The sequence below is a fragment of the Paraglaciecola sp. QJM3NY_14 genome (assembly GCF_056173245.1).
The window spans coordinates 2,464,241-2,485,860 of record NZ_CM149664.1 but is presented as its reverse complement, the minus strand read 5'-3'; the positions used below and the strand labels follow the sequence as shown (position 1 = coordinate 2,485,860).

Genomic DNA, 21,620 nt, shown 5'->3' with positions numbered 1-21,620 from the left:
ATGGATTACGCAATTACAGGAACCATATTTACCCTAATCGTATTCGTTGTATTTATAGGTATTGTTATTTGGGCCTACAGCAAACGTTCTAAGGCCGGCTTCGACGAAGCCGCCAATTTGATTTTTGCTGATGAGGACAAAAAAGAAAAGCGGGAGTCAGGCACACATGAGTAGCTTTTGGAGCATTTGGATCACAGTTATTACACTGGGAACAATTATTGGATGTTTTTTGTTATTGCGGTGGTGTTTAAGCAATAAAACCGGCGTTGCTGAAGGTGAAGATATGCATCATGAATTTGATGGCATCATCGAAATCAACAATCAGTTACCTCGCTGGTGGACAATTATGTTTTACGCCACCATCGTTTGGGGCTTCTTGTACTTCATACTTTACCCTGGGCTAGGTAGTTTTGAAGGTGTGCTAGGTTGGAAGAGTTCTAACCAAGATATACGTTCACTGGCGGAGTCTGAACAAGCTCGCATTGATGCAAAAGAAAATGGCGACATCGTTCAATACGACCGCGAATTAGATTTTGCCGAAGAGCGTTTCGCACCTATTTTTGATGCGTATGCAAAGCAACCTATCGAAACATTAGCGAAGGATCCTGAAGCGTTAAAAGTGGGTCAGCGCTTGTTTAGCCAAAACTGTTCACAGTGCCACGGTTCTGATGCTCGCGGTCAGCGCGGTTTCCCTAACCTAACGGATCACGATTGGTTATATGGCGGCACGCCTGCCAAAATTATTGAAACCTTGACCTTGGGCCGCCAAGCAGCGATGCCTGCACAGCTAGCATCTATGGGTGAAAAAGGCATTGAAGAAGTTGCTGCGTATGCATTGAGCCTAAGCGGACGTCAGGTTGACCCAGACTTAGCTGAAAAAGGTAAAGTTCGTTTTGCTATCTGTTCAGCGTGTCATGGTCCTGACGGTAAAGGTAATCAAGCACTTGGCGCGCCGAACTTAACCGATAATATTTGGTTATATGGCGGCAGCCACAAAGCGGTAACGGAAACCTTAACCTATGGTCGTAACGGTGTAATGCCATCATTCAAGAAAACCTTGGGAGATGAGAAAATTCACTTGGTTGCAGCATATGTTTACAGTTTATCGCAAGATAAATAGCACCGTTTTCGGTTAGAATAAGCCTCGCTTGTGCGAGGCTTTTTTATATACATCATTTATTTAAGGTTGTTATGTCCCCTACTTCTGAGCCGTCCATTACAGATAACAAAAAATGGTATAAACAATTCTGGCCATGGTTTCTTATTACCATTCCAGTGTGCTCCATGATTCTAAGCTTTAATATGCTGCGTTTCGCGTTTGACGGACAAGACGCCATGGTAGTCGATGATTACTATAAACAAGGTAAAGCAATCAATATTAGCCTTGAGAAAATTCAAGCCGCAAAAGCCCTTAACATTCAAACTGAACTCAATATCACTGAAAAAGATGTCAGTGTACGTTTTATCAGCGGTGCTCCCCAAACCGGTGCAGCTTTGCGCTTAGCCTTTTATCACGTCACGCAGGCCCCTAAAGATCAAACCATTGATTTGTTTCGCGATGCTCAAGGCATCTATCGTGGCAGTGCTGAAAATGACTTGACCGGTAAATGGCAGGTAGCATTGATGCCATACGATCAAGTATGGAAGATTCAACAGACACTTTCTTTTCCAAGTGACGACAGCATAGCTTTTAATCCCTAATGACTGACAGCGTATCTTGTTACCACTGCGGCCTACCTGCGGTAGATGGCGATAAATATAACGTCTCCGTTTTAGGCCAAGAGCGGCAAATGTGTTGCCCAGGCTGCCAAGCGGTCGCTCGAGCCATCGTAGAGAATGGCTTAGACGATTATTACCGATTTCGTACCGAGCCTGGGGTAAAAGCCAGTGATAATATTCAAGACACGCTCGACCAATTATCCATATTCGACGAACAGAGTATTCAACAAGATTTTGTTGTTCATCAAGGTGATATTAGCGAAATTCAACTTAGCTTGAGTGGGATCAGCTGTGCTGCATGTGGTTGGTTAATTGAAAAGCAATTATCAAAAGTCAGCGGCATTAAGCAAGTCTCTGTTAACGTTACGGCGAACCGCGCATTAGTCAGTTGGTATTCTGACGCGTTAAGCTTGAGCCAGATCATGGCATCCATTGAACGTATTGGTTATCACCCTAGCCCCTTTCAACAAGAACAGCACGAGGCCCTATTTCAACAATCTCACAAAGCACAATTGAAACGTATTGGGCTCGCTGGCTTGATGACAATGCAAGTTATGATGCTTGCAATAGGCGTGTATTTTGATTTATTTGGTGATTTAGAGAGGGAAACTAGCTCATTTTTCAATTGGATCAGTCTGGTGTTGAGCACACCAGTGGTGTTCTATTCGGGTGCGGGGTTTTATCAAAGTGCCTTTAAAGCCCTCAGGGCCAAAAGCGTGAACATGGATGTCCCCGTGTCAATAGCGCTCCTCGCCACCTATTTTTCTGGCGTTTGGGCGACAGTATTCGAACAGGGGCAGGTGTATTTTGAGTCCGTTTGTATGTTTATCTTCCTGTTACTCGTGAGCCGTTTTATTGAGCATCAGGCGCGGCACAAAGCAGCACAAATTTCGGCTAATATGCTGCAATATATTCCCCTCACTGCAAATTTGATGGTAGAAAACGAAATTCAGCCAACGCTTGCAAAATCACTGCAGCTCGACGATGTTATTTTAGTTAAGGCTGGCGAAACCGTGCCTATCGATGGCACTGTGCTAAGCGGGCATGCACAGGTTGATGAATCACTGCTGACGGGAGAATTCTACCCAGTCAATAAAACTGTTGGCGATGCGGCATACGGCGGCACTATCAACAAAAGCGGTACTTTGACCTTAAAAGTCACCTCACAATTTAAATACGCTTTAGTCAATCAAATTGCCCGTTTGCAAGAGCAAGCCATGGCCAACAAACCAAGAATTGCCGCCATGGCAGACCAATTCTCCCAGTACTTCGTTGTCGCAGTACTGTTTTTTGCATCTGGCAGTTTTATTTATTGGTGGTTACAAGGTGATCCTGATGCATTTTGGATTGCTATTTCGGTACTTATCGCTACCTGCCCCTGTGCGCTAGGCCTAGCAACGCCCTCGGCGTTATCATTTGCGATGGCAAATTTGAACAAACAAGGGGTGCTGTTGAAGCGCTCCGATGTCCTAGAACAACTGACGCAGGTAGATCATATTGTATTAGATAAAACCGGCACCTTAACCGAAGGCGAAGTGTCATTGGCGGCCATACATAATATTTCATCATTCGATGATGAAACACTTCTTATGTACGCTCACAGTGTAGAGCAATATTCTGAGCACCCTATTGCTAAAGCGTTTGAAGCATATCCGGTTTTCTCTGATGTAAAGGCGTTCAGCTTTACCCTGGGTGAAGGTGTAAGTGCGATAGTTAATCACCAACAAGTCGAAATAAGTGCAGCGCATAGTCATGAACGCCCTAACGATCCGGCATTAAAAACTAGCAGTGTGATTATGCATATCGACGGTGAGCTAGTTTGCGGATTTGAGCTAAGCGACACACTTAGACCTGATGTACCTGACATGCTATTGCGAATGAGCCGCAAGGACATCACGTTATTAAGCGGCGACAATCAAAAAAATGTAAGTCAAATCGCATCAGATATCGGCATTTCTAATTGGCTGGCTCAACAAACGCCACAGGATAAACTAGCTTACGTTCAAAAATTACAAGCAAACGAGCATAGCGTGTTGATGATTGGGGACGGTATAAACGATGCCCCCGTATTGGCCCAAGCTGATGTAGCTGTCACCTTAGGTGCCGGAGCTGATTTAGCAAAATCATCGGCAGATATTATTTTGCTTAAAAATGCGTTAGGTAAGCTGCCCGATGTATTCATTGTGGCCCAGCGCTGCAAGCAAAAAATCAGACAAAATATGGCTTGGGCCTTAGGGTACAATGTGTTGGTACTTCCCTTAGCAGTAAGTGGGGCTCTAACGCCTTGGATGGCAGTCATTGGTATGTCCCTTAGCTCCATTATTGTTGTGGTTAATTCCGTGCGGTTACTTAAATAAACACCTAAGGCTTCTTCATGAGTATCATTTATATCTTAATCCCGCTCGCTATTATTATTGTTGCTCTGGCCATCGGGATTTTTTTCTGGGCGGTCAAAAGTAACCAGTTTGAAGATCTAGAGCGCCATGGCTACAGCATACTTTTTGACGATGACATAAAACCCGAATCAACCCAAAAAAACCAGTCGAGCCAACCGCTCGCCGCCACTGAGCATAAGAACCGCTCCCAAGGCGAAAAAACCCAGAGTGGCAATGAACAGCCTTAGTATTGCTTCAGCCTTTTTAATCGGATTAGCGGGCAGTGTGCATTGCTTTGGTATGTGTGGCGGCGTTGTCAGCGCCTTCAGCTTTGCGGTGCCAAAAGGGGCAAAACAGTGGCCTTATGTATTAACCTATAATGTAGGTCGTATCGCCAGTTATACCGCTTTAGGTGCTCTGACCGGCTATTTAGGCAGTATTGTTGAGCGAGCTGAAATATTAAAAGCCATACCACTGCTACACACCATCAGTGCCTTATTTCTAATTGCAATGGCATGTTATGTGGGAAACTGGTGGCGGGGTTTACATTATGTAGAAAGAGTTGGCGCAAAACTTTGGGTTCACATTCGTCCACTTTCTAAAGCATTACTACCTTTTAAAAACCCGCTTTATGCGCTGCCCTATGGCATTATTTGGGGCTGGCTTCCCTGCGGCTTAGTCTACTCGACACTAACTTGGAGTTTAGCCAGTGGTAGCTTTATAAATGGCGCTTTAGTCATGCTGTTCTTTGGTTTGGGCACATTACCGGCTTTAGTGGTTATGGCGGCGGGCGTAGAATCGATTAAACAGATTTTAGCGGCCCCTAAAACCCGTCAAGTGGTTGCAATATGCTTGCTGGTGTTCGGGCTATATATGCTCTGGCAAGCTTATGCCTAATCTGTTGACGCCGATGACCATACTCGTTTTCACTTACCGTTTCTAACTAGCGCATCGCCTTTTATCAAAATAACTTGCGTTAAATCAGTAAAATAGTAACTTAAATGGCAATTATAACGTTACTCTCATACACTCAAAGTGTCACATCAGCGACGGAGAATAATGATGAAATATCAAAAAATACTCGCAGTTATCGATCCTGAAGACGAAGAGCAAAAATCGCTTTTGCGTGCCATCGAAATCGCACAAATAACCCGCGCCAAAATCACTGCGTTTTTACCCATTTATGACTTGTCATACGAAATGACCACTATGTTGTCCACTGACGAACGCGAAAATATGCGTTTCGCTGTGATTGAAGACAAAAGCGCTTGGCTCGCTGAAATGGTAGCGCCCATTGAGAAACAACACGGAATTAAAATTGATCTGAATGTAGAGTGGCATAATCGCGCGTGGGAAAGCATTATTTGCCGTGTTATCAAACATGACTACGACCTGATCGTGAAAGGCACGCAACTCAATGACACCCTCAAAGCGGTTATTTTTACCCCCACAGATTGGCATATTATGCGAAAAAGCCCTGTGCCGGTTTTATTGGTTAAAGATCATGATTGGCCCACAGGGGGCAAAGTACTTGCGGCTGTTAGCGTGGGTGTTGAAGATGACGACCATACCGCCCTCAACGATTGCGTAACACGCACTGCCAAAGCGTTTGCTGGGTTACTCTCAGCAGAAGTGCATTTAGTCAATGCGTATCCCGGCACGCCAGTTAACATTGCCATCGAAATTCCTGAGTTTGACCCACAAGTGTACAGTGATTCAGTCAAAGACCATCATCAAGGTGCCATGACGCGACACGCTCAAAAACACGCCATTCCTGAAATATGTAGTCATATTGAAGAAGGATTACCAGAAGACGTTATCCCTGCCCTTGCTGAAAAAATTGATACTGAGCTTGTGATCCTTGGCACTGTTGGGCGTCAAGGTATTTCAGGGGTATTGATCGGCAATACTGCTGAACATGTCATTGATAAGCTAAATTGTGACGTACTGGCCATCAAACCTGACGGTTACGAGTCCCCGGTGGACTGCTCTTGAAAAGAATAATGAGTGATAGTCCACTTCTTTAGACCGCCGCGAAGGTTGCTTAGTATTACATTAGAATACCCTTTGTACTTGGGGTCCAGCGTGTTTTATCTAGGTCATCGGCTGTTAGCACATAGCGCTTGAGGGCACTTTCGGTAAAAATGGTCAATTTAAGCGTGTTTCGCTCAAACTCAATGAAACTGAGATTTTCGAAATCGACCAAAACGATTTGACCTCTTCAGAAAAAGTGCTCAAAAATTCGAGGATACGACAAGCACCTTTGTGCTTTAGCAAGTGAATGTCGCTTAAATTAAACCAATAACTTCGCTATAATCCTTTGGTATTTTCTTTTTATTATCCAACAGTTGCCTAATCCATGAACCATGTTTCTAGTACCAAACCTGACACCGCGCCAAGTAAGCACCTCACCTCATCACACACTGATGCGACAGACCAACACAACAAGCGCCTAAAAAAACTCACAACAAAACTTCGTCGTAAAACCGGTCAAGCCATCGCTGATTTTAATATGATTGAAGAAGGCGACAAAGTCATGCTGTGCTTATCAGGAGGTAAAGACAGTTACACCATGCTCGACATGTTGTTACATATGCAAAAGGCTGCCCCGATTAGCTTTTCGATTATTGCTGTAAACCTAGATCAGAAACAACCTGGCTTTCCCGAGCACGTTTTACCAAATTATCTTAAGAGCCTAGGCGTAGACTTCGCCATTATCGAAGAAGATACGTACTCAATCGTCGTAGATAAGGTACCTGAAGGAAAAACGACCTGCTCGCTTTGCTCACGTTTGCGTCGCGGAATTTTGTATTCCAACGCGATTAAAATGGGCGTCACAAAAATCGCTTTGGGTCACCACCGGGATGATATGCTCGAAACATTGTTCTTGAACATGTTTCATAATGGACGTTTAAAATCTATGCCACCCAAGTTAACCAGTGATGATGGCCGCAATGTGGTGATCCGCCCCCTTGCCTATTGTGCTGAACAAGATATTGCGGATTATTCGATTTTATCAGGCTTCCCTATTATCCCCTGTAACCTATGCGGCTCTCAAGAAAACTTACAACGTAAGCAAGTCAAACTAATGTTAGCGCAATGGAATACGCAATTTCCTGGTCGTATTGAAACCATGTTTAAGGCGCTGCAGAATGTCGTGCCGTCACATCTAGCAGACCCTAGTGCGTTTGATTTCAATGATCTTGACCACAGCAACAGCACAAGCATTGAAGGCGATACCGCGTTTGATCCCCTTGAATTAACGCCCGTAACAAAAGTGGATACCTTGGCAGTCCCCATTACACGAATAGATTAGGAGCCACACATTGAAGATAGGAATAGCCCTCGGCAGTGGAGCCGCTCGTGGCTGGGCACACATAGGTGTGATCCAAGCGCTTGAAGAGCTGGGGATAAAAATTGATGTCGTTGCCGGTTGCTCAATTGGTGCTTACGTTGGCGCAGCCTATTCGTCGAACAAACTAGACCCATTAGAAGAGTGGGTTCGCAGTTTAACCGAATGGCAAGTGTTTGCATTAATGGGTGTCGGCTTGTACCGCGGCGGTTTAGTCAGTGGTTTGAAAGTTTTCAAAGCATTGCAAGATAACTTCAGTGAAGAAACGTTTGAAGAGCTATGTAAACCGTTTGCTTGTGTCGCAACCGATTTATACAGCGGCCGAGAAATCAATTTTTTAACTGGCTCTGTGGTTGATGCGGTGCGCGCATCTTGTGCTATTCCAGGCTTATTCCCCCCTACAACCTTCAACGACCGCTGGCTAGTTGACGGTGGTGTGGTTAACCCGGTCCCCGTAAACTTATGTCGTCACTTAGGTGCAGATATTGTTTTTGCCGTTAACCTCAGTGCTGATTTTCGGCCACAAGCTATGGATAACAACGAAAAAGAACGTGAGCGTAATCAACAAAAAATCTCAGACATGTTCAGTAAAAGTCAAAACTCACTGTCAAAATGGTTCAAAAGCGATAAGAAAGACAAAGACAGCAAAGACATTGATGAAGACAGCAAACCTGATGATCAAGATGATGTGGAGCTTCACAGTGAAGCAGCTCGCCCCCGGGCGGCTAAAAACCATCCCCCCAGCATGATAGGTGTTATGGCTGGCTCTTTAGATATATTACAAGCACGTGTCACCCGTTCACGTTTAGCCGGTAATCCCCCTGATATTCTGATAGAGCCACAACTACGTGATTTCGGCATGATGGAGTTCTACCGGGCGGGAGAACTAATTGAAGAAGGTCGAAACAGTGTAAAGCGTATTGCTGATCAAATTCGCTATCAATTACGCTTAGATTAGTTCAGACAACACACTACTAATGAGCCGTTTACAGTGGTTGCGTTAACGCGTTTACCTGAAGCAATTTGGCATCTGATTTATGACTAAATATGTTAGCTTTTTTGCCTAGCATGGTGTCGATTGTATACTTTTTTGTTTCATAGCATCACAGATTATCCGCTTATAAGGCTAGCATCTTCACTAGCCTTTATAAAACAGACATTTAATATAAAAACCAGCTTACTTAGTGGTCTTAGCGGTTATGCGTAACGGTGAAACCGGTAATTCCAAGCTGTGTTTCTCGTTCAACCAGTCCTTAGAAAGGTGCAAACTGCCATGTTCGATTACAGCACCGTCCGCAAGCGTTTTGTTGAGGGAAAGGTCAGAGAAGTGCACGACTAGCCCATCGACAGAGGGCATCAGAAACGACAGAAAACTGCCCATGTCATCAAAGAAAGTTTGGTATTGAGTGAACAGGGTTGCTAATTCGTCTGCAGTATATTGCCTTTTTAGCCACTCTGGCTTGGTTTCAAGCTGCACTGACATATCACATTGATTCGCAGGCTCAGTCAACGTTAACGCGACTTGGGCTTTCGCCATATTCAAGGCTTTTTCACTAGGTACAGTAAAGCGTTGTTCGTTTGTAACCGTGAGTGGAATATCCTGCTTTTGAGTGTGAATATACGCCTGAGTAATATGACAAAGCGCTTTGCTCTGCACGTGCTTGAAGCCAAACGCAAATTGTAGAGCACTGGTATCTTTGTCATCCAATTTGCGCACATGACTGTAAAAACTGCTGTACTCAACATTTAATGTAGGCGTTTTCGCGATTGATGATTGATTGTGACTTTGTTGTTGCGCTACTGCGAAGCAGCTTGGTATGACCCAAGCGGCTAATAACCACTTTTTCATAAATTCATGTACTCTTTATTGACTCTCATCATGCTTAATAATTCATCGATATAATCTTGGCCGCGCTCTGAATAGCTTTGCAAGCCATGCACTAACGCGCTAGCGGTAATTGTTTTATCTTGAGCGCGAAGGTCAGCGCGAATATCCCGTAGTTCCTTATAAGCATAATGTCGGTTTAGGTTTCTGATATAGGTTTTAACTGCGTGGGATAAGTCTTTAAATTTTGCCACTTCGTGCACAGTGCCTTCATTTCTGCGCTTAGGAACAAAACCGCAACCTTTTTTAAAACACCACAAGCCAAAGAAGTTATAGCCCTTTCTGGCGAAGCGAGATGTGCCCCATCCTGATTCGTTAGCCGCTTGAATGAGCACCAGCTCAGGGGGGATCATATCTACCCGATGCAGCAACACTGCTGTCGCTTGAAGATCTGTCAAACCCTTGTCAATCTTGTACTCGCGGCGCATATTTTTCAGCAATTTAACAGTAAAGGGGCTTAAAGTATGATGGGCTTCAAGTTGTTGGGCGATGCTTTTGACCGCGCGGCGCTTAATCAATGTTACCGTATTTTGATGTTGTATTTCAGGTAATAAATAGGCGAAAAATGCACGCTTCTTTTCAATGACGTCATCATATTTTTTGAAGTTTGGGATTTTTTTGGCCTCAAGGGAATGAGGGGAAGCTTGAGACTGCCGGCCAATATCATCAATTAAAATACGCATCTCATCGTCACTGAGTTGCAGTGCAGTATCAGGCAATTGGTTTTTAAAATAATCATCGGCAATATACATAATGGCGAACAGGCCACATGCGACTGCAAAATATCGAAATTTTTGATATGTTTTATGGGTGTTATGCATAAAAAACCGAGTCTTTATTGTCTGTTTTATCCGAAGGTTGGCCACTGACTTCAACACCAAACAAAGTACGGTACAACACGCCTTTAGTATGAAGGTACCAAGGCACAATCCAAACAAGCGCAATACCAAAGGTAAACAGGCCTGCAATAAAGAGGACAAAAGAGACAATATAAAACTGGCTCAACGACAACCAATAGCGATTAAACACTCGCATTGATACCAATATGGCTTGGCTGGGTCGGTATTTCTTTTCAACTAAAAGAATTAGGGTAAATCCGGTGGACATAGCCAGATATATCCCAGGCAAAATATATAAGCCCAATCCCAAATTGACTAGAGCACCTAGCATCAAAGCACAGAAAATCAACATAGCCGACCCCGCCATTCGCTTTACCAAGCTCATAAAGGCCACTTGTAGGCCAACGCTATGGCCAATCCCCATCATCATTAGCGCAGTGATAAGCGGCGTGGTAATGAGTGTAAAAAGCAAGTTTAGGCCGAAACTGAGGGACACCGACGGGTTTTGTAATTCTTCAATGCTGACGAATCGACCTATCAACATCAGCAACAGCAGGATCATGCCTAAGGTGAATAATGCCCCTTGCAAAATACGATAAAAGTGACGTTTTGACAGTAACCAGCCTTCTTTAACGCATGCATTGAGATCAAGCTGCGTATCGCCAGACAACGATTGATTAATGTCACCGCCCAGTGTGTTTTTATTGTTTTTTTCCACCAAATTACCTTTTGCTCTTACGACTTAATTATTTTATCTGAAATGCAGAAAAGTTGCGAAGATAGACGCGTCAACGACGAACGCCAACGCGCGCTCTTCTAGCTTACGTCATGACTAATTTTGCTGCCAGCAGCAAAAGAACTCCCCCCATGATGCGGTCAAACCAATGGCTATATTGGCGAATAAAAGCACGGACTTTTCGCGTGCCAAGTAAATATGACAAGAAGCAAAACCATACGCCTGTTGCTACTGCGAGATACAATCCATAGACCAATTTGATACTACTTGGCGTTTCGGCTGATACAGCCACAGCAAATACCGATAAAAAGAACAAGGTTGCCTTGGGGTTCAATCCGTTCGTTAAAAATCCCACAGCAAATGCTTTTTTGTCACTGATGGTGCTTTGTGTCACGTTGGCCGACACCGGTGCAGTGTTATCTGGCGCCTTACTTTTAAGTGCGCCTATCGCGATATAGACTAGATAAGCCGCTGCTAAATAACTAAATATGGTGTATACCAAAGGGTTCGTTTTAAGCAGCAGACCAATACCCAGCAAAGAGTAAGTCACATGCAAGAGTATCGCAGTGCCGACCCCTACACTGGTGATCATCGCGATGCGCCGACCATAACTGATGCTGTGCTTTAGCACAATTGCGAAGTCTGGACCTGGACTTGCCACTGCCAACAAGTGTACCCCGGCGATTGTTAAGAACTCGCCCCAATAAAGACTCAGCTCCATTTAATTACCCTTAATATATTTTTTTATGTAGTTAGGTACGACATCACTGGCTAAACCGTAGTACGCCTCTAAAAAATTATTGTTCCCCTCACTTGGCGCTAAATTAAGCTCAACAGTATGTGCTCCATATTCATTCGCTATTTGCACTAAACCCGCTGCAGGATAAATGTTGCCTGACGTACCGATGGATATAAACACGTCGGCCTCTTGCACTGAACGCTCTATCTCCTGCATATAAAAGGGCATTTCACCAAACCAGACAATATCCGGTCTAATATTTTGGCTTGGTGTACAACATTTACATCGGCTGTTGCCATCAAACTGGTTTTTCATCGAAAAGCGGCGTTGACTATGGCAGCAGCGAGCAGATAATAACTCACCGTGCATGTGCAATACATTTTTACTTCCTGCCCGCTCATGCAAGTCATCAACGTTTTGGGTAATCACCAATACTTGACCAGGTAATACAGATTCTAATTGAGCAAGTGCAATATGTGCTGCATTCGGCTTTACATTGTCACTTTGCAATTGCGCTCTGCGCTGGTTGTAAAATCGATAGACCAATTCAGGGTTTCGAACAAAGGCTTCTGGCGTTGCAACATCCTGTACTGAATGCTCTTCCCATAATCCGTTATTATCGCGGAACGTCTTTAAACCTGATTCCGCTGAAATGCCTGCCCCTGTTAAAATAACGATTTTTGGCCAACCCTCAGCTGCCATCGTAGGGCTAAATTGAGATCCTCTTTCAAACACTAGGAACGCTCTCTATTAGGTGTATCTAAATGAATGCAATGGCCTATTTTAACCTTATGGCTTTCTAAGCGCTATCATCGCGTGGTTAGGGTAGCTAGGTTTAATCGACCTAGGGTTACAATTGCCGTCAAATACACCAAAAATTCTAATGGTCATTTATAGGGTATCGATCAAATTACCGGGCGAATTCTTCAAGCTGCAAAGAGCAACTGAGTGGAGCAATGGTTCCTTTATAACAACAAATTGGTATAAGCTATACAGCCACTTATTATAATGAACACGACATTTTGGCAAAAATACCCTTCATTGAGCGCATTGAACAGCAGTATCAAGGCCTTTCTCCAAATGCCCGATTAATTGCCGATCATTTACAGCATACCCCGTTAGATGTTCTCAGTTGTTCTGTGGCGCAAATCGCCGAAAAGACACAAACGTCTAAAGCCACGGTGAGCCGTTTTTTTCGCCAATTAGGCTATGACTCACATCATGACGCCAAACAAGAGCTGAACACGTTTCGCGCCAATGGTTACCCCATGTATATGGAGTCCGATCAAGGTGGAGCCCTTAATCGGGAGATCCAGCGCATAGAGCAGACGTGGAGCAATCTTGATCAGACTCAGTTAAATGGCCTGATCCAATCTATTTGCCAGGCGTCTCGAATTACCCTCATTGGTTTTCGCAATAGCTACCCAGTTGCACTGCATTTTAGGCAGCAATTGCTGCAGATCCGCAGCAAAGTGCGCTTATTACCCCAACCAGGGCAAACTTTAAGTGAAGAATTACGAGATATAAGTGAAGACGAATTGGTTATTCTGGTTGGCTTTCGCCGCCGTCCTAAAATATTTAAACCCTTACTGGATAAAATTCAACACCACAACGTGGCCTTATTAGCCGATCCCTCGGGGCAAATTTATGCTGATCAAGTCAAGCAATTGATAATCTGTCAACTCGGGCAAGAGCAAGCCTTAGATAGCTATGCAGCGCCCATGAGTGTGATATCAATTATCTGCAATCAAGTTTTCACCTTGCTTGATAAAACCGCTGATCGTCGCATCAGTGAAATCTCTTCTTTGTATGAAGAGTTAGACGAGCTAGAAAAGCGCTAAAGACTACGTGGTGGGCTGCATGATGGCTTGGCTTTAAGGCTGACAATGAGTAAATAAGCAGTTGCTCCCTTGAAAACCATCTATTCACACCAAGGTATACTGTAGATAATTTTTATTCCCCTACAGTACTGTAAGGAACACCTATGCATAGCCCACGTGACAAGAACGCTGATTCATCTCCAGAACATCTAACTTCACTAAGTTCATCATCTGAGACCTTATCTGGCGACTCTCAAGCACCCGAAACGCTATATAAAGAGCAAACTTCCCTCGCGTTAGATAATTTCAAAATAAGCGGCACGCCCATGCCAAGGGAGTTCATTCATGCGTTAGCCTTACTAAAAGCAAGCGCGGCGTATGCCAATGCTGAAGTAGCTGGGTTAGACAGTGAAATAGCCATCGACATACAGCGCGCTGCTATGGAGGTTGCACAAGGCGATCACGATAACGCATTTATGGTTGATGTGTATCAAACAGGATCTGGCACCAGCACCAATATGAACGCCAACGAAGTTATTGCGACCTTAGCCGAACGAAAACTTGGCAGGCATGTACACCCTAACGATCATGTTAACATGGGGCAAAGTTCAAACGATGTTATCCCTAGCGCTATTCATGTAAGCGCAACATTAGCCCTAAGCCAGCACTTAATACCTGGATTGCAAAGTTTACAATCAGCCATTGATGCCAAAAGCATTTTGTATCGAGATACGGTGAAAACAGGTCGCACTCATTTAATGGATGCTATGCCAATTACGCTGGGCCAAGAATTGAGTGGTTGGAGCAAGCAAATTCAACAATCAATTAGCCGTCTAATTGAAGTATTACCGCGTATTTCCGCATTGGCATTAGGGGGCACAGCCGTCGGCACTGGGATCAATACCCACCGGGATTTCGCCGCCACTGCGTGTCGCCATTTAAGTCAATTAACTGGCCTGCGTTTTATGCCAGTGGATAATTATTTTTCTGCCATCAGCAGTCAAGACACAGCGGTTGAAGTCAGCGGACATCTCAATACGCTGGCAGTAAGCTTAATGAAGATATGCAATGACCTCAGGTGGATGAACAGCGGCCCACTGACTGGACTTGGGGAAATAGCGCTAGATAAACTGCAAGCAGGAAGTAGCATCATGCCGGGGAAGGTGAACCCCGTGATACCTGAAGCTTTGGCTATGGTGTGCGCACAAGTCATGGGGTATCACCAAAGCATCACGATTGCAGGCCAGTCAGGTAATTTTCAACTAAATACCATGCTACCTCTTGTTGGGTACAACTTGTTAACCAGCATTTCCATCTTAAGTAACGGCATTAACGCCCTCACCCATAAAGCGATTGTCACTATGAGGGCCAACAGTGATCGTATGGCCGAATCAATCAGCATGAACCCCATATTAGTTACAGCATTAAACAATAGAGTGGGTTATGAGAAAGGCGCATTGATTGCCAAAGCGGCGTATGAGGAAAAACGCCCAGTCATAGATGTTGCCGCACAAATGACACACATTCCTCGGGAGGAACTAGAAAAATTACTCGATCCTAAATCGATGACTTAATTAACGTATCGACGAAACCGCGCAGGTTTAATGAGGCCTTCCTCAAGTGGCGCAATCCACAGTAGCGCCTGCGCGGTGATCCCATCTATTGTGAGTAGCCCTCTTCGCTAAGAGCAGCGCCCACTCAGTATGATCTCAACCTAATAAACGATGATTTATGCCTATTTCGTTTCAAGCCTTGTGGCTCGCTCACGTTTCAGTTCATTGCTCTTTAGCCGCTGATTTATCGCGGTTATTTTATATGCAGCGCATAATGATCCCGATATAGTAAATATTACACATGTTTCTCTTGACTATTTGATGAAACATTTGTTTCATATAGGACCATTTGGTCAACTTTCTAAGTTTATATGAGTAACGCTGCATCGCATTTTATCAGTCAGACACCATACGTATTACAACTAAACCAAGAACCCGGCCAAAAATCAGACCAAGACAAGCAAAGCAGCGATGCATCCCTCAACGGTGTGTCGTTAGCGGTTAAAGACTTATTTCATATAAAGGGATTACCCACCACCGCTGGGAATCCTGATTGGTTAGCGAGCCACCCTGCACCGCAGCAAACGTCACCTGCAGTTAACGCTCTTTTACATGCCGGTGCATCTCTGGTCGGTAAAACCATCACCGACGAATTGGCGTATAGCTTAAATGGCCAGAATATTCATTACGGAACGCCATTTAATATATCCGCACCAGATAGACTGCCCGGAGGCTCATCAAGTGGATCGGCAGTGGCTGTGCGCGAAGGCAGCGCACAAGTAGGTTTGGGCACTGATACCGGTGGCTCAATACGTGTACCGGCTAGCTATAACGGCTTGTTTGGTTTGCGCCCCACGCATGGGCGTGTTAGCTGTGAGCATATGGTCAGCCTTGCACCTAGTTTTGATACTGTGGGTTGGATAACCCGGGATTTATCGACCTTAGATAAGGTCGCGCAGGTATTGCTTAACAAGGACGACGACCAAACACCTTGCCCAGTGAAAGACGCTAAAATCGGCTTCGCTGAAGAGTTAGCCGCCCAATGTGAATACTCTGACACACTGGGTACTGCGTACAATAGAATGGTTAAGCGCCAGTGCACTTTATCCTCCGGTTTATCTTCGGATTTATTAACACAGGCCAGCGGAACCTTTCGTATCTTGCAAGGCTATGAAATCTGGGAAACCCATGGGCAGTGGATAACAGAGCAAAAACCTACCTTTGCTTCTGATATACAAGAGCGATTCGAATGGTGTGCCACTATCACTGAAGATCAGCAGCAAAATGCAAAGAAAAAACAAAAACAATTTATTTCTCACATCCAACATCTATTTAGTCAATGCGATGTGATATTTTTACCAACAACGCCCGGCGCCGCGCCACTAATAAATACGCCGAGTGAACAATTAGCCACCTATCGGAATACCCTGATGAACCTTACCTGCATTGCAGGTCTATGTGGTCTACCTCAGTTACATATTCCGCTAGCCATTAACCCGCAGGCGCCTATTGGATTTTCATTAATTGGCCAAAAAAATCATGACAAACAGTTAATCGAAATCGCACGCATGCTTTTAGAGAATGAATAACAATGAGTAACACATCAAAACCTGTCGCATTTACAGCGCCACATTACGCAGCGAGTCAAGTTGGACAAAATGTCTTGCAACATGGTGGTACCGCCATAGAAGCCATGGTGGCTGCTGCTGCGTCTATTTCAGTGGTCTACCCACACATGAACAGCATGGGCGGTGACGGCTTTTGGTTAATCAGTGAGCCCGGAAAAGCCCCCATAGCGATTGATGCCAGCGGTACGGCGTGTAAAAACGCTACTCTTAGTTATTACGCTGGGCAATCTGCTATTCCTTCAAGAGGTTCTAAAGCCGCGTTGACCATGGCAGGCGCTGTCGCAGGTTGGCATAAAGCATTGGAGATCAGTAAAACATGGCAAACACCTCTGCCGCTGAGTGAACTACTCGCGCCAGCGATAGGCCAAGCTGAATGGGGTATCGAAGTCACACAAAGTTTGCAAGACGCCAGTGAAAAAACATTTGAGGACTTATCAACAATCCCTCATTTTGAACAATTTTTGATCAAAGGTAAGAGTTTGAAAAAAGGTAAGATCCTAAAACTGCCAACCATCGCAAAAACCTTGAACAAATTAGCAGAAAATGGATTGCAGGATTTTTACCAAGGCGAAATAGCCCAGGCGTTAGCAGAAGATTTGCACGCAGCCGGCTCCCCTATCACCCTTGAAGATATTAACGCTTACGAAGCTAAAATTGTTGAGCCGCTCTCGGTAACCACATCTGTAGGTACCTTATACAACTTACCGGCCCCTACTCAAGGCGTTGCTTCGTTATTAATACTGGCCTTATTCGATAAAGTACAACACTTGGCCACAACAGAAGCCGAGTTTGTGCATTTGTTAGTGGAGTGCACAAAGCAAGCCTTTATCAAGCGCAATCAATTTGTCGGTGATGCTAGTCGCTTAAACGTCGATTTGCAAAGCCTGCTATCGGCAGAATCACTAGATAGTATGCTGGCTGACATCACACTTGAACACGCGTTACCTTGGCCACATCAAGCGAAACCCGGAGACACAATATGGATGGGGGCATGTGATGGTGAAGGCCGTATGGTTAGTTACATCCAAAGTATTTACTGGGAATTTGGTAGTGGTGTTGTCTCGCCACAAACCGGGATTGTGTGGAATAACCGTGGCACATCATTCTCGTTAACCCCTGATAACTTACAAGAACTGGCCCCAGGCATGAAACCATTTCATACCTTAAACCCTGCCTTTGCTGAGCTGAAAGACGGTCGACGCTTAAGCTATGGCACCATGGGCGGCGAAGGCCAACCTCAAACACAAGCCGCCTTGTTCGCGCGCTATATTTATCAGCAAAAGTCGTTGCCTGAATCTATTCGCTTAGGTCGCTGGTTACTTGGCAGAACTTGGGGTGATGAGAGTCACAATTTGAAAATTGAGCAAGACTTAGCAAAGACTATTCAAAACGAACTCATAGCTAAAGGTCATGATATTGCGCTGGTTGATTCATGTAATGAATTAATGGGTCACGCTGGCGCGGTTGTTAAACGACCTGACAATACGGTAACAGCTGCCACCGACCCTCGCAGTGACGGAAACGCATTTGCAGCACACACTTTAGAGTAATCGCGCTACACGCATAACTGAAAACATACTTTACAACTTTATAGAGACGAATAATAAAATGATGGAATTAGTGTTAAACAACCTGCCAACAATCGCCGCATTGATCGGCACAGGCATTTTCGCAGGTTTACTGGCAGGATTGCTTGGTGTGGGCGGCGGAATAGTGATCGTACCCGTGTTGTTTTTCTTGTTCCAGTCCTTCGGTGTCAGCCCAGAAAGTGCCATGTATATTGCAACAGGCACCTCTTTAGCAACCATTATTCCGACCTCGATCAGCTCGATTCGCTCACACCGCAAAAAAGGCAATGTTGATGCAGACTTACTCAAGCAATGGGGGTTATTGATTTTAGTTGGCGTACTGATTGGCAGTTGGCTTGTGACCAAAGTAGATGGCCGATACCTAACAACCTTATTTGGGATCGTAGCGACGCTATCTGCCCTTAACATGTTGTTTAGAACAGGGAAATCAGCGCTAGCGAATAGCTTACCTGGCCGTATAGGTCAATCTATTATTGCAGGTTGTATCGGTTTTTTCAGTTCAATGGTGGGCATCGGTGGCGGTACGTTATCCGTGCCGATTTTAACCGCTTTTAATTATCCTGCCCACAAGGCCGTGGGCACGGCCGCTGCGATTGGCCTGATCATCTCGTTTCCTGCTGCACTTTACTTACTGATTTTCGGCCAAACACCGCAAGATGCACCACTTGGCACTTTCGGTTACATCAATCTTGTAGGCTTCGCTTGCATTGTGCCGTTAACCGTTATTTGCGCGCCTATCGGTGCAGGTATCGCCTCTAAACTTGATGCCAATATGTTGAAAAAAATCTTCGCCGTGGTGTTACTCATTACCGGCACACGCATGCTTGCACAGTTATTTATATAACGGTGTGAGTAAAACCCATTTTTAATTTTATCTTTTAATGTTTACCTTGGAGCGCAACGCATAGTGAAACACCTTACTCCCCCTCCTCGCCTGCTAATGGGCCCTGGACCAATAAACTGTTATCCCCGGGTGTTGAGTGCCATGTCTACGCAACTGATCGGTCAGTACGACCCAGTTATGACCGGTTATATGAACGAAGTCATGAGTTTATATCGTGATGTGTTTATGACCAAAAATAAGGCAACACTATTGATTGACGGTACCTCAAGAGCTGGAATTGAAGCTGTTTTGGTGTCATGCATCGAACCAGGAGATAAAGTTCTGGTACCCATTTTTGGTCGTTTCGGGCATTTACTTAAAGAAATTGCCGAACGAGCAGGCGCAGATGTGCACTGCATTGAAGCCACATGGGGCGAAATATTCGAGCCTGAGCAAATTGAAGAGGCAATTAAGCGTGTTCAGCCTAAAGTCCTCGCTTTAGTGCAAGGTGACACCTCTACTACCATGTTGCAGCCGCTTGAGCACATAGGTGAAATTTGCCGTCGCCATGATGTCATTTTTTACTCAGACGCCACAGCCTCCATAGGCGGCAACCCCTTTGAAACCGATAAGTGGCAATTAGATGCAGTGTCCGTTGGTTTACAAAAATGTTTAGGCGGCCCCAGTGGAAGTGCGCCAATTACACTAAGCGAACGTTACGTCGAATTAGTCCGCGGACGACAGCATGTTGAGGCCGGCATAAAAGCCGATCATCATAATGCCGGCAATGGTAGCCGCATTCGTTCGAACTACTTTGATATTCCCATGATCCTTGATTACTGGGGAGAAGAGCGCTTAAACCATCACACCGAAGCAACGTCCATGCTTTATTGTGCCCGCGAATGCGCGATAAATTTGTTAGAAGAAGGCGTTGAAGCGTCCATCGCCCGTCATGAATTACACGGAAATGCCATGCTGGCTGGTATTCAAGGGATGAACCTAAAACCTTTTGGGGACTTGCGTCACAAGATGAACAACGTGGTCGGGGTCTATATTCCACAGGGTGTCGATGGTGAACAAATTCGTCATCAATTACTGCACGATTTTAATATAGAGATCGGCACGAGCTTTGGGCCGCTACACGGTAAAATTTGGCGTATCGGCACCATGGGTTATAACGCTCGTCAGGACACGGTATTGCATACGTTGCAATCCCTTGAAACCCTACTGCGCAGAGCCGGCCACACATTACAGGCTGGCCAAGCCATTGATAGCGCGTTCTCTGTGTACAGCGGGAAAGGTTAATGACCACATTAGCCCCCTACGCTATTCAGACATACGAGCGCTGTGATGTGCTCGCCCATATTAGTCAAGACCCAGATTGTATTGACCGGCAGTACCTAACGCCTGAGCATTTACAAGCTAACCGTCAGGTGGCTTTATGGATGGAACAAGCAGGCATGGAAACCTGGCAAGATGCAGCCGCCAATCAATGGGGGCGTTATCCAAGTAGTCATCCTGATGCCAAAACGTTAGTCATAGGTAGCCACTTAGATACCGTGCCCAATAGCGGTAAATACGATGGGATCTTAGGTGTATTGGCGCCATTGAGCTTAATTCATTATCTACATGATCATCATATCAAGTTACCTTTTCATCTAGAATTAGTGGGGTTTGGTGACGAAGAAGGCACACGATTTGGAGCAACCTTATTAGGTAGCTGTGCGGTCGCCGGTACGTGGCAAGAAAAATGGAACGATTTGACTGATGAAAATGGTGTGTCGTTGACCCAAGCGTTTCTCGATGCTGGGCTTGATATTGCCGAAGTACACAACGCATCCCGCAGCCAATCTAATGTCAGCGACTTTTTCGAGTTTCATATCGAACAAGGCCCAGTACTTGAAGACAACGATTTAGCCGTTGGTGTGGTCAATGGCATTGCTGGAGCAAAACGTTTTGCTATCACCCTAAAAGGCTTAGCAGGTCACGCGGGGACAGTCCCCATGCCCATGCGCCAAGATGCACTTGCTGCAGCGAGTGAAATGATTTTAGCCATTGAGCGTTTGGCCACAGAAAAAGGCATAGTAGCGACTGTGGGTCATCTAAAATGTTTGTCAGGTGCGGTTAATGTTATATCAGGCGCGACCACTTTTAGTTTAGACATACGCAGTATTGATGACGCCCTAAGGGATGAAACCTTAAAACTCATCATTGATGAATTAAACCTTATCGCCCAGAAAAGACGTGTAAAAATGGATATCGCGCCAACGCACCAAGCGCCAGCGGTAAAATGTGACGAGAATTTGCAGCAACAATTGTTAGATGCGTGTAAAACCAGCGAGGTTCTACCTTTTACGCTCGCATCTGGTGCTGGGCATGACACCATGGCTATGGCTGATGTATGCCCCGTTGCTATGCTGTTTATGCGCTGTGAAAAAGGATTAAGTCATCATCCTGGCGAAGCGATAGAGGTTCCAGATATAGAAATCGCACTGAAAGTCATGTTTGCATTCTTACAAAATTATGCATAAGCAAGCCGCCCGAGTCGTCGCCTCGACTTGG

The 21,620-nt window shown here is 45.0% G+C and carries 21 protein-coding genes; 16 read left to right on the top strand and 5 right to left on the bottom strand.

Features of this window, described 5'->3' with window-relative positions:
• The 9 genes from AC0VYA_RS10415 (at position 1) to AC0VYA_RS10375 (ending at position 8,404) form a co-directional block, all read left to right on the top strand.
• Complete coding sequence (locus tag AC0VYA_RS10415) at positions 1–174, top strand: CcoQ/FixQ family Cbb3-type cytochrome c oxidase assembly chaperone (RefSeq protein WP_006993928.1); 174 nt, start codon at positions 1–3, stop codon at positions 172–174.
• On the top strand, positions 167–1,120 hold the full coding sequence (ccoP, locus tag AC0VYA_RS10410) for a cytochrome-c oxidase, cbb3-type subunit III (protein ID WP_006993929.1): 954 nt from the start codon (positions 167–169) through the stop codon (positions 1,118–1,120). Before AC0VYA_RS10415 ends, ccoP begins: the two co-directional genes overlap by 8 nt.
• Positions 1,121–1,191: 71 nt before the next feature.
• On the top strand, positions 1,192–1,701 hold the full coding sequence (locus AC0VYA_RS10405) for a FixH family protein (RefSeq protein WP_475490957.1): 510 nt from the start codon (positions 1,192–1,194) through the stop codon (positions 1,699–1,701).
• Entirely contained in the window at positions 1,701–4,076 is a 2,376-nt protein-coding gene (locus AC0VYA_RS10400; protein WP_475490956.1) for a heavy metal translocating P-type ATPase, read from the top strand. Before AC0VYA_RS10405 ends, AC0VYA_RS10400 begins: the two co-directional genes overlap by 1 nt.
• A gap of 17 nt (positions 4,077–4,093) precedes the next feature.
• A complete protein-coding gene (gene ccoS / locus AC0VYA_RS10395) occupies positions 4,094–4,342 on the top strand; it encodes a cbb3-type cytochrome oxidase assembly protein CcoS (RefSeq protein ID WP_475490955.1) in 249 nt (82 codons plus the stop codon).
• The gene (locus AC0VYA_RS10390) at positions 4,329–4,991 is read left to right on the top strand and encodes a sulfite exporter TauE/SafE family protein (protein ID WP_475490954.1); all 663 of its coding nucleotides are present in this window, start codon (positions 4,329–4,331) and stop codon (positions 4,989–4,991) included. Before ccoS ends, AC0VYA_RS10390 begins: the two co-directional genes overlap by 14 nt.
• Before the next feature lie 162 nt (positions 4,992–5,153).
• Positions 5,154–6,089: a universal stress protein UspE gene (gene uspE / locus AC0VYA_RS10385; RefSeq protein ID WP_475490953.1), complete on the top strand. Its 936-nt coding sequence runs from the start codon at positions 5,154–5,156 to the stop codon at positions 6,087–6,089.
• A 364-nt stretch (positions 6,090–6,453) separates the two neighbouring features.
• Positions 6,454–7,410: a tRNA 2-thiocytidine(32) synthetase TtcA gene (gene ttcA, locus AC0VYA_RS10380; RefSeq protein WP_475490952.1), complete on the top strand. Its 957-nt coding sequence runs from the start codon at positions 6,454–6,456 to the stop codon at positions 7,408–7,410.
• Positions 7,411–7,420: 10 nt separating this feature from the next.
• Positions 7,421–8,404 carry a patatin-like phospholipase family protein gene (locus AC0VYA_RS10375; protein ID WP_475490951.1) on the top strand — a complete coding sequence of 328 codons (984 nt, stop codon included), beginning with the start codon at positions 7,421–7,423 and terminating at the stop codon, positions 8,402–8,404.
• A gap of 219 nt (positions 8,405–8,623) precedes the next feature.
• On the opposite strand, the gene AC0VYA_RS10370 is transcribed toward AC0VYA_RS10375, so the two are convergent.
• The 5 genes from AC0VYA_RS10370 to cobB all read right to left on the bottom strand — a co-directional run bounded on the left by AC0VYA_RS10370 (position 8,624) and on the right by cobB (position 12,347).
• Positions 8,624–9,295, bottom strand: a complete 672-nt coding sequence (locus tag AC0VYA_RS10370) for a DUF2987 domain-containing protein (protein ID WP_475490950.1) — start codon at positions 9,293–9,295, stop codon at positions 8,624–8,626.
• Positions 9,292–10,152, bottom strand: coding sequence for a glucosaminidase domain-containing protein (locus AC0VYA_RS10365; protein WP_473480442.1), 861 nt, complete (start codon positions 10,150–10,152; stop codon positions 9,292–9,294). The genes AC0VYA_RS10370 and AC0VYA_RS10365 overlap by 4 nt, the downstream gene beginning before the upstream one ends.
• Positions 10,145–10,888 (bottom strand): hypothetical protein, encoded by a 744-nt coding sequence (locus AC0VYA_RS10360; RefSeq protein WP_475490949.1) that lies wholly within the window; start codon positions 10,886–10,888, stop codon positions 10,145–10,147. The genes AC0VYA_RS10365 and AC0VYA_RS10360 overlap by 8 nt, the downstream gene beginning before the upstream one ends.
• Before the next feature lie 103 nt (positions 10,889–10,991).
• Positions 10,992–11,627: a LysE family transporter gene (locus tag AC0VYA_RS10355; RefSeq protein ID WP_473480438.1), complete on the bottom strand. Its 636-nt coding sequence runs from the start codon at positions 11,625–11,627 to the stop codon at positions 10,992–10,994.
• Positions 11,628–12,347, bottom strand: coding sequence for a Sir2 family NAD+-dependent deacetylase (gene cobB, locus AC0VYA_RS10350; protein ID WP_475491057.1), 720 nt, complete (start codon positions 12,345–12,347; stop codon positions 11,628–11,630).
• A 320-nt stretch (positions 12,348–12,667) separates the two neighbouring features.
• Between cobB and AC0VYA_RS10345 the strand changes: the two genes are divergently transcribed.
• The 7 genes from AC0VYA_RS10345 (at position 12,668) to AC0VYA_RS10315 (ending at position 21,589) form a co-directional block, all read left to right on the top strand.
• On the top strand, positions 12,668–13,486 hold the full coding sequence (locus tag AC0VYA_RS10345) for a MurR/RpiR family transcriptional regulator (protein ID WP_011574865.1): 819 nt from the start codon (positions 12,668–12,670) through the stop codon (positions 13,484–13,486).
• A 143-nt stretch (positions 13,487–13,629) separates the two neighbouring features.
• Complete coding sequence (locus AC0VYA_RS10340) at positions 13,630–15,039, top strand: class II fumarate hydratase (RefSeq protein ID WP_475490948.1); 1,410 nt, start codon at positions 13,630–13,632, stop codon at positions 15,037–15,039.
• 350 nt (positions 15,040–15,389) lie between these two features.
• Complete coding sequence (locus tag AC0VYA_RS10335) at positions 15,390–16,607, top strand: amidase (protein ID WP_475490947.1); 1,218 nt, start codon at positions 15,390–15,392, stop codon at positions 16,605–16,607.
• A gap of 2 nt (positions 16,608–16,609) precedes the next feature.
• Positions 16,610–18,196, top strand: coding sequence for a gamma-glutamyltransferase family protein (locus AC0VYA_RS10330; RefSeq protein ID WP_475490946.1), 1,587 nt, complete (start codon positions 16,610–16,612; stop codon positions 18,194–18,196).
• Positions 18,197–18,257: 61 nt separating this feature from the next.
• Complete coding sequence (locus tag AC0VYA_RS10325) at positions 18,258–19,079, top strand: sulfite exporter TauE/SafE family protein (RefSeq protein ID WP_475491056.1); 822 nt, start codon at positions 18,258–18,260, stop codon at positions 19,077–19,079.
• Positions 19,080–19,175: 96 nt separating this feature from the next.
• On the top strand, positions 19,176–20,363 hold the full coding sequence (locus AC0VYA_RS10320; RefSeq protein WP_198136287.1) for a pyridoxal-phosphate-dependent aminotransferase family protein: 1,188 nt from the start codon (positions 19,176–19,178) through the stop codon (positions 20,361–20,363).
• Positions 20,363–21,589, top strand: a complete 1,227-nt coding sequence (locus tag AC0VYA_RS10315; protein WP_011574859.1) for an allantoate amidohydrolase — start codon at positions 20,363–20,365, stop codon at positions 21,587–21,589. The genes AC0VYA_RS10320 and AC0VYA_RS10315 overlap by 1 nt, the downstream gene beginning before the upstream one ends.
• The last annotated feature ends 31 nt before the right edge of the window (positions 21,590–21,620 follow it).